Source organism: Microbacterium sp. KUDC0406 (assembly GCF_021582875.1).
GTDB lineage: Bacteria > Actinomycetota > Actinomycetes > Actinomycetales > Microbacteriaceae > Microbacterium.
Genome location: NZ_CP091138.1, coordinates 2,046,398 through 2,059,373, shown reverse-complemented (window position 1 = coordinate 2,059,373; position 12,976 = coordinate 2,046,398). Strand labels below are relative to the sequence as shown.

Here is a 12,976-nt window from a genome sequence, read left to right as displayed (position 1 = left end):
ACGGATGCTGCTTCGGCGATGGTATGTCCTGGCGCTCGCAGTCATCGTCGCGGCCACAGGAACGATCCTGCTGGTGCGGGATGGCGGGACGTACACGTCCCGTACGCTCGTGACCTTCACACAGCCGGGAAGCGCTCCGATCTCTCGGTACAACGGCAGCGAGACCTGGGGAGTGATCACTTTCGCGACGACGGTCGCGACCCTCGTCAACGGTGGTCAGACGCACACCCGCTACTACTCCCAGATCGGCGCACCTCTGTACGGCGCCGGACTGCGCGAGGGCAGTTTCGTCACCGTGCAGGATCAGGGCAGCCAGTGGGTGTCGGTCGTCGAGTCGGCAGTGATCGAAGTGCAGGTCGTCGGACGCACCGAGGAATGGGTCAGGACCCGTCAGCAGGAGCTGCTGGACGAGGTCATCGGAATCGGTGCATCCGAGCAAGAGCAAAGGGGCATTCCCATCAATCAGCGGATCGTCGCGACCGTCGAACCTCTGACCAAGGAAATCGCCTACGTCGAGCCGAACACCCGAACCAAGGCGCAGGCGGCGATGGCGCTTCTCGCTGCTGCGCTCATCGTTGGAAGCGCCGCCGCCTGGACGCTCGAGCATCGCCACCCCCGGAAACGAAGCACATACCAGCGGTCGATGCCCATCGCTGGGTCGCCGGTGTCAGCGAAGGAGGTGGCGAACGCATGAACGTGCTGGATGTGCTGAGAGGGCTGCTGCGACGCTGGTACATCGTGGTGCCCGGTGCGATTGTCGCCATTGTGGCCGCTGTCGGGATGTGGGCTGTCACGCCATCGGAGTACGAGCGGAGCGCTTCTCAGCTGCTGCTTCCCGGCGCAGGAGTGCTGCCTGACGGTGTCACCAACCAGTATCTCTACCTGGGCGGGCTGGCGCCGGTGGCCGATGTCCTCACCCGAGCGGTGGGTTCTGGCGAACTCGTCGAGTCCTATCGGGCCGAGGGGATCGAGACGGTGATCACACGCGACGCCGCAGCCACCGGTCCTGTGATTCTGCTGACGGTCACGGCCAGGAGCGCGTCGAGCGCAGAAGAGGCCATTGACGCACTGCTGAAGGAGACGGCGACGACCCTCGACCAGTTGCAGGCCGATCAGAAAGTGGCCGAAGTGGACCGGGTCACCGTGTCGACTATTGCCGTCGACACCAAAGGCACGGTGAGCAATCGATCGCGCCTGCTGATGGCAGGCGTCGTCGGATTCGGTCTGTTGCTCGCCTCCATCGTGCTGGCCAGCGTGATGGACGGGCTCAGCACCCGGCGCCGCCGGGTCGCGGCCGCCGATCAACGCCCGCAGCCCGAGATGCCTGAACCGGAGCTGGAGCTCGACGATCTGGACGGATACGAAGCGGTTAGGGCTGAGCAGTTGCCCGAACGCACACCGCCCGGCCCCGATCACAGTTCATGATCCGACCGGGGTGAGTGTGTTGTCGTCCAACCAACCGTTCGCACCGATCGCTGCACAGGAGCATCGTGGTGCGGCGAGGCGCGGCCGCTTCGGTGCAGCCACGATGCTCACGGTCTACGTCGTGCTGCTCTTCGCGGTGCCATCGAACCTGATGATCTCGGGTCTGGGGGCCCTCGGCCGCCCGTCGGTGCTGTGGGGGCTGGTACTCCTGCTGTGGTGGGTGCTCGGCAGGCTCCAGGCTCGGGACGAGGACCTCACGCGCGTCTCCCAGCCGGTGCGCTGGGCGCTGCTCACCTTCGTCGTCGTCGTGCTGATCAGCTACGCGATGGCGGTGCTCCGTGGCCAGCCCGAGGACCAGGGCACACCCGCTCTGACCTCGGTCATCCGGGTGCTGGCATGGACGGGGGTGGCGCTCGTCGCGATGGACGGTGTCCGCACTCAGAACGACATCGGACGTCTGGCAAGAGGGCTCGCCATCGGCGCGGGGCTGGTGGCGGCACTCGGCTTCGCTCAGTTCTTCATGGGGGCGAGTCTGCTCGAGTGGATGGCGACGATCCCCGGGATGACTTTCGACTGGGGCGGGATCGACTTCCGCGGAGGCTACATCCGCCCCGCCGGCACTGCGACGCATCCGCTGGAATTCGTCGCGACGGTGTTGGGCTGCCTGCCCATCGCCATAGCGGCTGGGGCGAGTGGCGGGTTCAACGCGAAGCCGCCACGGCGGCTGCTGTGGTGGACGATCGTGGTGCTCATCCTCGGCATCTGCCTCGTGTCGATCTCGCGGTCCGCGATCATCGGCGTCGTTGTCGCCGGTGTGCTTGTGGCACCGTTCCTGCCGCGTGCGTACCGCTGGGGCGGCGTCATCGTCGCGTTTGCGGGACTGGGAGCGCTCATCGTGCTGATGCCGGGGGTCTGGCAGCAGACGATGGGTCTGTTCATCGGTGCCTCAGACGACCCGAGCGCCCTCTCGCGCACGGGAGGACTGGAACGTCTGCCCGAATTCGTGATGGCGTCGCCGATCCTCGGGGTGGGACTCGGCACCTTCTTCTCGCGCTACTACGTGTTCGACAACCAGTGGGCAGCGCTGCTGGTCGAACTCGGAGTAGCCGGCACGGCGGTCTTCGCCGTGATGATTCTCACTGCACTCGTGGGCGTGGCGCAGGCCGCGCACCGGACCGTGTTCGCCGAGACCAAGCTGCTGGCAGGCGGGGTTTTCGCGGGAACCGCCACAGTCGCCGTGCTCTTCCTGTTCTTCGACGGGCTGTCGTTCCCGGCTGTCTCAGGACTGCTCTTCCTTCTCATCGGAATCTCGGCCGCACTCCGACGAATCGCGCTTTCGGATGAGCAATTGAGATTCGTTCAGCCGATAGCGACCGTATAGATGTGATGCGTGAACTCGTGAGCGAACGTGTCGACGAACACGCCGTTCCTGACGGAAATCGTACGTCCTTCGCCGAGCACTGTGACGATCGTCTCCTTCGCCAAGTCCGGAGGCAGAGCGAAGGTGCGTGAGCCGGACCCGCCGTTGGTCATGGCGAAGACGTAGGCAGTGCTGCCCGAGACTTTCAGTGCCGTGTTCAGCTCCTTGCCGAAGGTCCACTGGTACGACTGGGTGTTCAGCACCGGGGCGAGCGATTTCACGGTGCGGTTGAGCGATGTGATGCGTGACTTCAATCCATCACCGCACTGCAGGATGGAGTACATGCCGCAGCTGCCGTTGTTGTTGTGCTGGAAGTACGCGACGCCAGCGGCACCGTTGACGAGGGAGCTCCAGACGGCTCCCTCGATCTGATCCGCGTCGATGCTCTCCGCGTCGGCTTCATCGAGGAAAGGCATGGCGGTCTCGACCAGCACCCAGTTCGGCTTGGTGCTCTTCGAGAACGCGTCCATGCGCTGCTGCATCCACCCGTATGTCGCTGAACTGTCGGGGTTCAGGCCCTTCGGCCAGAATGGTCCGCCTTCGAGAATCCGTCTGACATGCGGACTGGTGTAGGCGTACTTGTCGACGCTGGTCACATCGAGCAGATCGGTCTGAGCCGGCATGGTGTGTGGCGCCCAGTAGTCGCCTATCACTCCGTTGCCGAAGTTGGCCTGTAGGAAGCGCCCGTCCTTCAGGGCACGGAACCTATCGGCGAACGCCTTCTGATCGGCGAGACGTGCGTATTCGTCGTCGGCTTCAGTACATCCGCCCAGACCCATCTCGCACTCATCGCTGAGGAACCAGCCGACAACACCCGGGTCGTCGCCGACCTCGGCGGTGCTCCATTCGCCCTGTTGCGGTATGACGGAGATGCCTGCGTCGGTCGGGATGGAGATCGGGAAGCCGTTGTGCTCAATGCCGGTGTAGGTGTTGATGCCGACGGCCTTCAACTCTGCCGCATGTTCAGGCTTGCCCATGAAGACCGCGATCGGGAAGAACGACGGATCACTCCACCCGGCGGCGGCTGCTTTCGGGAACTTCTCGTAATAGGACGGACCGCCGTACCAAGGCACCCTGGGGAGCGAGAGCGAGGCATCGTTGCCGGGTGCGGGCGTCGGGGTAGGGCTCGCGGTCGGCGTCGGCGTCGGCATCGGTGTCGGTGTCGGGACCGAAGTGGCAGTGGGCCTTGGACTGGGCGTGGCCGTCGGCCTCGGCGTTCCAGGGTTCGTGGTCCGGGTCGGCCTGGGGTCCACGCTGGCGGCCCGAAAACGCACATCGACCAGGTAGTTCGAATGGCGGTACTCCGCGGTCGGGAATCCGCCATGTGCTCCGTAGCGATAGACGCCCGCCCCGTGTGGGAACCGGATCGAGCCGCGGGTGATCGAGTGTTCGAAGTAGTCCTCATCGACCGAGTAGCCCCCGTGCGGCGCGAAGTACGAGGCGATGTACGCGCGCCCGGGCTTCACCGGCACAGGGGAGCTGAAGTCGGCGGATATCCAACCCCGCGCGGTCCCCGCCGGGAATCGGACGGTGGCGAGTCTCTTGCCCTTGGCGTCCCACAACGTGCCGACGTGGGGGCCGACGGTTCGACGAGGTCCGGTAGAACTCGATGCCGATGATCGTGCCTGCCCTCTTTACTGAGAACGTGACACCGAGCTCGACGGGCCGGCGGTCTGGGTCCACCGCGATGCTCGGCGTCCTCTGCTCGGAGAAGGCGCTCTCAATGGCTTGCGCAGAGGGCGCGTGCGGAGCGACGATGAGCAGCGCACTCACGAAGGCGCCGATCAGCATGGCGGCAGCGGTGCATCGGCGACGTCGCGTCCGGCTCAGCAGACGTTGACCGCGGCGGGTCGGTGAAGGGGGAGCGCTCATGATCCAAACCGGGGGAAGAACGAATCGGGTGAGGTGCCTTTACCATAACATTCGATGAACTTCCTGACCATCGATTCGCGCTTTCCGGTCCCTGATCTAGCGAGTCGCGTATCGTTGCGCCCGCGGCAGCCCCGCCCAGGACCTCTCTGACAGCACGGTGCCGAGAATCGCACGGTGTCGCGGGCTCGCGATGCGCAGCAGCTCGTGGAGCACGACCATGCCGCGGTAGCAGGCCGCTACTCCACGGGGATGATGCTTGCGCGCGTATCGGATCCGGTTCACGGCCAGCAGTCGGTCCAGGTCGATCGACGACCCGGAGCCGCCCTGGCGATGATGCACCGTCGCGGTCGGCTCGAACCACACCGTCCCGCCGTTCTCGCGTACACGCCGGAAGAAGTCCGTCTCCTCGGAGTACAGGAAGAAGCGCTCGTCCCACGGGCCGGCCATCGCCGCCGTCTCGGCGTCGATCAGCAGCGCAGCGCCAGTGGCCCAGTCGGCGGTGTGCGCCGTCCGATACGCCGCGGGAGAGAACACGATCTCGCTCAGACGCTGCGGACGACCCCGCAACCGACCGCCGAACAGCGCATCGCCCAGCATCCGCAGCAGCGACGGCTCCCATCGCAGCGACGGCGTCAGCCCCTCGTCGTCCATGATGCGGGGCACGATGATCCCGGCACCCGACTGCAGCTGCCGCGCGCGCAATGCGGCCAGGCAGCCGGGCTCGACGACGAGGTCGGGGTTCAGCACCACGATCGCGTCCGCCTCTCCGACGTGCGCCATCGCCGCGTTGATGCCGCCGGCGTAGCCGAGATTGCCCCCAGTGGCCACGCAGATCACATCAGGATGCTGCGCGACCGCCCTCCGGGTCTCATCGGTCGGTGAGTTGTCGGCGACCACCACGCGAACTCGCAGGTCGCCGGCGTCCGCGCGCAACGAGGCGATCAGGCCGAGGACGTCGTCGGCGCTGCGATAGGTGACGACGACGACGGCGAGGTCGACGGGGCCGTCCGGGCCGGTGAACTCGGTCATGTGTTCTCGCTTGCGCTCGTGCCGTGCGAGAGTTCCTCTGTGGAGATCTTCGTGCACAAGCGCATCTGGGTGAGATGGGCGCTCGCCGCGTACCTGGTCGCCGTGGGACTGATCGTGCTGCTGCCCGTCTCGTACTCCGAGATCATCGCCGCCATCTGGAACGGGATCCGCACCGACCTCGGTCTCACCTTCTTCGGTGCCGGGTGGGTCGAGTTCACCGCCAACGTCCTCATGTTCCTGCCCCTCGGATTCCTGCTCACGCTGCTGTTCCGGCATCCCTGGTACGGCACGCTGCTCGCCCTGGTCCTCTCGGCCGGCGTCGAGGTCGCGCAGATCGTCATCCCCGATCGGGTGGCGAGCCTGCGCGACATCGTCGCGAACACGCTCGGCGCGGCGATCGGAGCGTTCCTCGCTTGGTTGCTCTTCCTGCGCCGTGACCACAAGAGGTCACGAGCCGCGGCACGCGCGGCGGCATCCACTCGCTGACCGGTCATCCCGCCTCCCGCACCACGGTCGGCGACCAGGCGTGCTTGATGAACACCGACGGCTTGCCCGACCCGTCCGCGGCCAGTTTCCACACATCCGTGTCGCCGGCGTCCTTGCCCGGCATCCCGTACAGCAGGGTCTTGTCGTCGAGCCACACGATCTGATCATCGATGCTGCGTGTCTCGACATCGAGCACCGAGACGTTGCCCGAGGCGAGGTCGTACACGGCGGGTGTCCAGTGCACCGTCGGCCCGGAGCCCGACGTCACCCGCTTGAACGCGATCCGTGTGCCGTCGGGTGACAGCGACGGGCACTCGACGTCGGGGATCACCGAGGTCATCGTCCTTTTCGCGATGTCACCCTTCACCAGGTACGTCTTGCCGATCGTCGTCATCCCGACCGTCGCGTAGAACGAGTCATCGTCGATGAAGGTCACGCCCCAGTAGTTGCGGTCGACGGGGGCGCTCTTCTTCCCGTCGATCAGCAGAGTCCAGTCCTCGAGATTGCCGAAGTCGCTGCCGTCGCTCATCGACGTGATCCTGGTCTCCGTGGAGAACCCGATCGCCGCGTAGGCGTGTCCGCTGACGAACGACGTCGTGGCCAGCAGCGATCCGTCCGGTGAGAAACGAGTACGGCTCGGCACTCCCGGCAGCGGCCCGTTGAACCTCTCCTCGCCGGAAGCCTCGTACACCTTCGCCGTATACGTCGGGGCGATCCCGCGCTCGGACAGCAGGCACGACAGCAGCGAAGTGCTCGCCGCGACCCGGTCGCAGGCGATGTCGGTCAGGGACCGACTCCCGGCCGGGTCGTCGAGCGGCACGGATGCCACCAGGCCGTAGCCCTGCCCGGACGCGGTGTTGCGGAACACGATCCGGTCGCCGGTCGCGGTGCCGCCGTCCGACGTCTGCACCGCCGACGGGGCATCCTGCCGCGCCCGGTAGTCCGACCAGGCGACCAGCGCGACGATCGCCGTCGCACCCAGCGCGAGCACCGAGACGACGGCGATGATCAGCCACTTGATCCGCGAGCTCACGAGGCCGCCGTCGGGATCGAAGGGCGCGGCCGGGACAGATACGGGCGCAGCAGCAAGGCGATCAGCGGGATCGCCACCAGCAGCAGTGCCGACACGATCAGCATCGACGTCTCACGTCCGATCGCGAACCACAGGATGCCGAATCCCGCCGCCGAGAGGAACCTGCTCACAGCCACGACGGTCTGCGCCGCAGCGATGCCTGTGCCGTGCGTCTCAGGTGTGGTCAGTTGAGCCGCGAGAGCCGCGAGCACGCCGTCCGTGGCGGCGTAGAACGCCCCGAGACACAGCAGGCACAGCAGCGTGGCCGCGATGTCGGCTATCGGCGACGCGGCGATCAGATACGCACCGAGCAGCCCGACATGCCCGAACACGAACACGCGCGCCCGGCCGATCCGGTCCGACAGCCGGCCGAGCGGGATCGCGAATGCCAGGAAGGCGACGTTCGTGCCCACATACAGCAGCGGGAACCACTGCGCCGCAAAGTCACTGCGATCCTGCAGGATCAGGTACACGAACCCGTCGCCGATCGTCAGCAGACCCAGGATGCCGGCGGCCGCGAGCACGCGCCGCATGGGGCCCGAGGTCACGACCTTCCAGTCGAACTTCGGGCGGGCGATCGTCTCGCCCTTCGATCCCTCGACGCGGGGCCGGGTGCGCACGTTCGGCACGAACAGGCCGAGGATCGTCACGCCGATCATCGCGAAGGCCAGCGAGGCGACGAAGATCGCTCCGTACCCGTCCGGAATGAGCAGCAGGATGAAGAACGCCAGCAACGGTCCGACAGCCGCCCCGATGTTGTCGAGCGTGCGGTGCACACCGAATGAAGCACCCAGGTTGTCGGGGTCCGATGAGGCCGTGATCACAGCGTCCCTCGGCGCGGTCCGGATGCCCTTGCCGATCCTGTCGGCGGTGATCACCGCGGTCAGCGAGCCGAGCCCCGAGACGAACAACAATCCCACGCGGGCGATCGCCGCGATCGCGTACCCGACGAACGCGACCCACTTCGGCTGATCCAGCCGGTCGGAGGTGTACCCGCCCGCGATGCGCACCAGCGCGCTGACGCCCTGGTAGAGCCCGTCCAGGAAGCCGAACGCGATCATCGACATGCCCAGGAACGAGGTCACGTACAGCGGCAGCACCGCGGTGATCGACTCCGACGAGATGTCGGTGAGCATCGACACGATGCCGAACGCCACGACCGTCGATGAGACGGTGCGCCGCCCGCGTCGTGGCGGAGCATCCGCCTCGTCGGGCGTGTCTGCGCCTTTGGGCTTGTTCGAGAACGAGATGTACATCGCGGTCACTTCGCCCGGAATGTGCCGAAGAGCGTGTAGCGGTTGCCGGTGCCGGACGGTTCGATCGCGAGGGTGACCGACTCGTAGGAGCCGGTGTACTGCACCGTTCCGTCGGCGGTGGTGCCGCGCTGCAGCCCCAGGCCGGCCCACAGCTCGCCGTAGTGGGCGGCGATGTCCTTCTCGGCCTTCGGTGCGACGGCGATCAAGGTCACCTGCATCCGCTTCCCCTCTGTCGCGATCGAGCTGGAGATCACGGTGGACCCCTTCATCGGGCCGAGTATCCGCGTCGGGAAGCCCTTCACCAGCGCGCCGTTCTGCGAACCGGTGGCGGGCAGCGGCGCCGAGACCAGCGGGTCGGCCTTCTTCAGCGGCGGCAGCCCGGTGCCCGGTGTCGCCGACGGGGGAAGCACCTCCGAACCCGTCCCCGGTGTGGCATCCGGCGACGGCCCCGGGCTCGGAGCCGTAGCCCCGTCACCCGAGGAGCCGGATGCTCCGCCCGTCGCCCCCGGCGACGGCGTCGCACTCGAGGTGGTCCCTGCCGCGGGATGCACGGGTGCCGAAGCATCCGGTGCATCCCACGGACTCCACAGCAGCACGATCGTGATCACCGCTGCGGCGATCACGACGGCCACGACGGCGATGGCGATCTTCATGCCGCGCGTGAGCGCGGGGTGGACGCCGATCTCCTGGTCGTCAGTCATGTCGTCCTCCCCGAGACGAGCGGCGCACGGCGAGGTATGCCGGCGGGCCCTGCACGAGATAGCGGCGGGCGAGGCGGCGCGGCTCACGCAGCAGCCGCCAGGCCCACTCGAATCCCGCTCCGGCGATCCACGCGGGGGCGCGACTCACGCGGCCGGCGAGGAAGTCGACCACGGCGCCGAACGCGAGCAGCACACGTGCACCGGTGAACTGCGCGTACTCGTCGATCCAGTGCTCCTGGCGCGGCTTGCCGAGGCACACCAGCAGCACGTCGACGTGCGCGGAGCGGATCCGCTCCGCGAGCGCGCGCTGCGCGTCGTGATCGGTGAGATCCTCCCGCGACGGAGTCCAGTGCCCCGCGAAACGGATGCCGGGCCAGTCGGCGGCGAGGCGCGCACGCAGCGGCGCGGTGACCTCGTCGCTCCCTCCGATGACCCCGATCGAGAGACGCTCGACGGATGCCCGATCGAGGATGCCGTCGATGAGGTCGCTGCCCGCCAGGCGGGGGTGCTTCGCACCGGTCATGCGCCCGGCCTGCGCCGCGACCGGCGCTCCGTCGATCAGGTTGAAGTGCTCGGGTGCGCCGGCGCTGGAACGGTCGCCGGCGCGGAAATGGTGGAAGTGATCGAGGTTGATCGAGATCACCGCGAGCTGCCCGGCGCCGGGTCCACCGGCGGACGCGGCGATGATGTCGACCGCCTCCTCCTCGCGCACGAGATGCACCTCGGTGCCTGCGATCCGCACGGTCGGCACACCCGACAGCCGGCCCCCCGCCATGGAGACGCGCATGCTCGCGTCCGCTTCGTCAGTGCTCACGACTGATCCCCCAACTCACCGATCCCCGCCGCCTCCTCGCTGCGGACATCGCTCCCTGTTCTCACCATACTTCTCTTCGACTCGGATCTGTCTTGTAAAAGGACCCGCGGCCATGCTTTCGCCGGGTTGCTGGGGAGGGGGCCCGGCGAGGGAGGGGCATGGCCGCGGATCCAGTCTCAGGGGCCGCCGTCCTCGTCGAGCAAGCGCATCAGTACGCGCCGCTCGGCTGGACCATGACCTTCGCGGTGCGCCACATGATCTGCAGGTCGCTCATGACCGACCAGTTCTCGACGTAGCGCAGGTCGAGGCGGACGCTCTCCTCCCAGGAGAGGTCGCTGCGACCCGACACCTGCCAGGGGCCGGTGATCCCGGGCTTGATGTACAGGCGGCGGAACACCGTGCCGTCGTAGGCGGTGACCTCGCTGGGCAGCGGAGGACGAGGGCCGACGACGCTCATGTCACCGCTGAGCACGTTCCAGAACTGCGGCAGCTCATCCAAGGACAGCTTTCGCAGCACTTTGCCGACGCGCGTCACGCGCGGGTCGTCCTTCATCTTGAAGAGCAGGCCCGAGCCCTCGTTCTGCGCCTTCAGCGCCGCGAGCTGCTGCTCGGCGTCGGTGCGCATCGAGCGGAACTTGATCATCTTGAACGTGCGGCCGTCGCGGCCCACGCGCTCCTGGAAGAAGAAGGCAGGACCGGGGTTGTCGACCTTGATCAGGACAGCGAGGACGGGCGTGATCAGAGCGATCGGGATGAGTGCGATGCTCGAGACCACGATGTCGAGGGCCCGCTTGAGCGCGTGGCGTCCGCCCTCGTAGGTGGGGATCTCCACCTGGATCAGCGGAAGGCCGTCCACGGGCGAGAACGACATGCGGGGGCCCGCGACGTCGGTGAGCGGATTCGACAGCACGAGCTCTGCGGCGGTGCCCTCGAGCTGCCAGCTCAGGCGCCGGACGAAGTCCGGGTCGCCCTCGGGGCGGCTCGCGACGACGATCGTGTCGGCGTGCAGCTGCGCGGCGACCTCCGCCACCGTGTTGACGTTGCCGAGTACGGGGAAGCGCGTGCCGCCGACCTCGAGGTCACGGGCGTTCGCGTCGAGCAGCGTCGCACCGAGCACCTGATAGCCCGAGGAGCCGACCGGGTGCAGCCGGTTCAGCACGTACTCGACATCGCCGCGGTTGCCGACCACCAGTGCGCGAGAGGTGAACCGGCCGAGGTGGCGCTGTCCCACCATCCACCGGCGCCACGTCCAGCGCGTCAGCAGAAGGCCGAAGAGTCCCACGGGAAGCGCGACGATGATCGTCAGCTGCATGTCGGGCAGGCGCAGCACGACCGCGATGATCGCGAGGATGCCGAACGCGAGACCCGTCGCGTGCGCCACGCTGCGGTACTCCGAGACGCTGGTGCGGAAGAGTGCGGCCTGCCGGGTGTGCATGGCGCTCAGAAGAGATGCCAGATCGCCATCAGCAGCACGCTGTGCACCAGGACGGCGGCGGAGGGGCCGCCTCCCAGCGTGCTGCTGATGGCGGCGGCGCCGGCGGCAGCGGCGAGCACCGCGGCATCGGTCAGACCGAGCCGACGGTGGTATCGCCGTTCCCACGTCAACCGGTGCTCCAGCGTCGCGGAGACGCGTGGAGCGGTCGACGCATGCACGGGAGGAGCATCACCGTGCGATGTCGTCGCATCGGTCGGCGACGTGATCGGAGGAGCCGTGAACGGATCAGGCCTCGCGGGCGCACTCATGCCGGGCGGCGCGGCCAGCGGCACGTGTACGGTCCCGAAGCGAGCGACGCTCAGCGCGTCCTCGACGGAGGTCATGCCCGGGCTCCCCGAGCCAGCATGAAACGCAGTCCCCAGCGCATCATTGTTCCCCAGTGTTGTTCCCCAGCCGTGTGCTGATCGGCACACGGTTCGCCGCACACCACCGACCCCTCGGTGTCGTCTGCCGACGTGATCCCACATCACGAAGTACCGTCGCCGTTCCCACACGGCGGGGCTCGCAGACAACGGTGCGAACGAGTTGACTCTAGCTCATCAGCGCCCGATTCGGAAGCACTTTTCTCGTCGACTCTCCGGCCCGTGTTCCCGGCGATCTACCCGCGTAGACGTCGCCGACCCGGAAGCGCTGTCAGAGGCCTGACCAGCGGTCGAACGGGAACAGGATCACCACGGCACGGCCCACGACGTCGTCGTCGTGCGCCCAGCGCCAGCATCCGGGGTCAGGATCCACCCGTCCACGGCATGGATACGCGCCGTCGGCCGAGTTCGCCCGATGATCGCCGAGCACCAGATACGCGCCCTCCGGCACCGTGACCTCGGGCAGGCAGCGCATCGAACTCGGCGTCGTTTCGCAGTCCAGCGCGCCGGGCTCGAACGGGAAGTCCGCGAAGACGTACGGCTCGTCGACGGGCTCGCCGTCGACGAGCATCCTGCCCTCGGCGTCGCAGCAGGACACCGTCTGCCCCGGCCCGGCGATCACCCGCTTGATCAGGGTGTGCTCGCCCGACGGACCGAAGCCGCTGACCTCGCCGAGCCGGCGCAGCACCGTCTTCAGCGGATTCTCGTCGTCGGATGCGTGCGGTCCCCACGTCTCGTCGGCATCGAAGACGATGACGTCGCCGTCACCCGGATGCGCGTCGCCGATGTAGGCGAGGCGGTTCACCAGCACACGGTCGCCGACCTGCAGCGTCTGCTCCATCGATCCCGACGGCACCCAGTACGGCTTCGCGACGAACGACAGCAGCGCGCCGACGACCACGAACGCCGCGATCAGGTGGAACCAGGTGCTGCCGGTGATCCGCCGCCAGAGCGGAGGCAGGGGCGCGTCGCCGGCGTGCTCGGACATGGGATCAGCCTATTGCCGGGGCTCGAGCAGCCGCCCACCGGCATCCGCCCTCGCCG

The 12,976-nt window shown here is 67.5% G+C and carries 10 protein-coding genes and 3 pseudogenes; 4 read left to right on the top strand and 9 right to left on the bottom strand.

Annotation, left to right across the window (positions count from 1 at the left end):
* Nucleotides 1-172: 172 nt before the first annotated feature.
* The 3 genes from L2X99_RS10315 to L2X99_RS10305 all read left to right on the top strand — a co-directional run bounded on the left by L2X99_RS10315 (nt 173) and on the right by L2X99_RS10305 (nt 2,806).
* A complete protein-coding gene (locus L2X99_RS10315; protein ID WP_236135063.1) occupies nt 173-694 on the top strand; it encodes a hypothetical protein in 522 nt (173 codons plus the stop codon).
* Nucleotides 691-1,425: a hypothetical protein gene (locus tag L2X99_RS10310; RefSeq protein ID WP_236135062.1), complete on the top strand. Its 735-nt coding sequence runs from the start codon at nt 691-693 to the stop codon at nt 1,423-1,425. The genes L2X99_RS10315 and L2X99_RS10310 overlap by 4 nt, the downstream gene beginning before the upstream one ends.
* A 103-nt stretch (nt 1,426-1,528) precedes the next feature.
* On the top strand, nt 1,529-2,806 hold the full coding sequence (locus tag L2X99_RS10305) for an O-antigen ligase family protein (protein ID WP_236135061.1): 1,278 nt from the start codon (nt 1,529-1,531) through the stop codon (nt 2,804-2,806).
* Here the strand turns inward: L2X99_RS10305 and L2X99_RS10300 are convergent.
* From L2X99_RS10300 to L2X99_RS10295, 3 genes and pseudogenes are all read right to left on the bottom strand, one after another.
* A pseudogene (locus L2X99_RS10300) lies at nt 2,785-4,416 on the bottom strand (DUF4082 domain-containing protein); the annotation flags it as partial. The gene L2X99_RS10305 and the pseudogene L2X99_RS10300 sit on opposite strands and share 22 nt — an antisense overlap.
* 25 nt (nt 4,417-4,441) lie before the next feature.
* Nucleotides 4,442-4,636, bottom strand: a pseudogene (locus L2X99_RS18570) (DUF4082 domain-containing protein); the annotation flags it as partial.
* Between the two features lie 177 nt (nt 4,637-4,813).
* Nucleotides 4,814-5,746, bottom strand: coding sequence for a glycosyltransferase family 2 protein (locus tag L2X99_RS10295; RefSeq protein WP_236135060.1), 933 nt, complete (start codon nt 5,744-5,746; stop codon nt 4,814-4,816).
* 39 nt (nt 5,747-5,785) lie between these two features.
* Between L2X99_RS10295 and L2X99_RS10290 the strand changes: the two genes are divergently transcribed.
* Complete coding sequence (locus L2X99_RS10290) at nt 5,786-6,232, top strand: VanZ family protein (RefSeq protein WP_236135059.1); 447 nt, start codon at nt 5,786-5,788, stop codon at nt 6,230-6,232.
* Between the two features lie 4 nt (nt 6,233-6,236).
* Here L2X99_RS10290 and L2X99_RS10285 read toward each other — a convergent pair whose 3' ends face one another.
* From L2X99_RS10285 to lepB, 6 genes and pseudogenes are all read right to left on the bottom strand, one after another.
* Nucleotides 6,237-7,265 (bottom strand): hypothetical protein, encoded by a 1,029-nt coding sequence (locus L2X99_RS10285; protein ID WP_236123706.1) that lies wholly within the window; start codon nt 7,263-7,265, stop codon nt 6,237-6,239.
* A complete protein-coding gene (locus tag L2X99_RS10280) occupies nt 7,262-8,560 on the bottom strand; it encodes an MFS transporter (RefSeq protein WP_236126853.1) in 1,299 nt (432 codons plus the stop codon). The genes L2X99_RS10285 and L2X99_RS10280 overlap by 4 nt, the downstream gene beginning before the upstream one ends.
* 5 nt (nt 8,561-8,565) lie before the next feature.
* Nucleotides 8,566-9,261 (bottom strand): hypothetical protein, encoded by a 696-nt coding sequence (locus L2X99_RS10275; protein ID WP_236123707.1) that lies wholly within the window; start codon nt 9,259-9,261, stop codon nt 8,566-8,568.
* Nucleotides 9,254-10,075 carry a WecB/TagA/CpsF family glycosyltransferase gene (locus L2X99_RS10270; RefSeq protein WP_236135058.1) on the bottom strand — a complete coding sequence of 274 codons (822 nt, stop codon included), beginning with the start codon at nt 10,073-10,075 and terminating at the stop codon, nt 9,254-9,256. The genes L2X99_RS10275 and L2X99_RS10270 overlap by 8 nt, the downstream gene beginning before the upstream one ends.
* Nucleotides 10,076-10,283: 208 nt before the next feature.
* A pseudogene (locus L2X99_RS10265) lies at nt 10,284-11,818 on the bottom strand (sugar transferase).
* 385 nt (nt 11,819-12,203) lie between these two features.
* The gene (lepB, locus tag L2X99_RS10255; RefSeq protein WP_236123711.1) at nt 12,204-12,920 is read right to left on the bottom strand and encodes a signal peptidase I; all 717 of its coding nucleotides are present in this window, start codon (nt 12,918-12,920) and stop codon (nt 12,204-12,206) included.
* Between the last annotated feature and the right edge of the window lie 56 nt (nt 12,921-12,976).

Excerpts from the sequence above, each read along its gene's own strand:
- L2X99_RS10310 (WP_236135062.1), top strand. The coding sequence starts at position 691 with ATGAACGTGCTGGATGTGCTGAGAGGGCTGCTGCGACGCTGGTACATC.
- L2X99_RS10305 (WP_236135061.1), top strand. The coding sequence starts at position 1,529 with ATGCTCACGGTCTACGTCGTGCTGCTCTTCGCGGTGCCATCGAACCTG.
- L2X99_RS10295 (WP_236135060.1), bottom strand. The coding sequence starts at position 5,746 with ATGACCGAGTTCACCGGCCCGGACGGCCCCGTCGACCTCGCCGTCGTC.
- L2X99_RS10280 (WP_236126853.1), bottom strand. The coding sequence starts at position 8,560 with ATGTACATCTCGTTCTCGAACAAGCCCAAAGGCGCAGACACGCCCGAC.
- L2X99_RS10275 (WP_236123707.1), bottom strand. The coding sequence starts at position 9,261 with ATGACTGACGACCAGGAGATCGGCGTCCACCCCGCGCTCACGCGCGGC.
- lepB (WP_236123711.1), bottom strand. The coding sequence starts at position 12,920 with ATGTCCGAGCACGCCGGCGACGCGCCCCTGCCTCCGCTCTGGCGGCGG.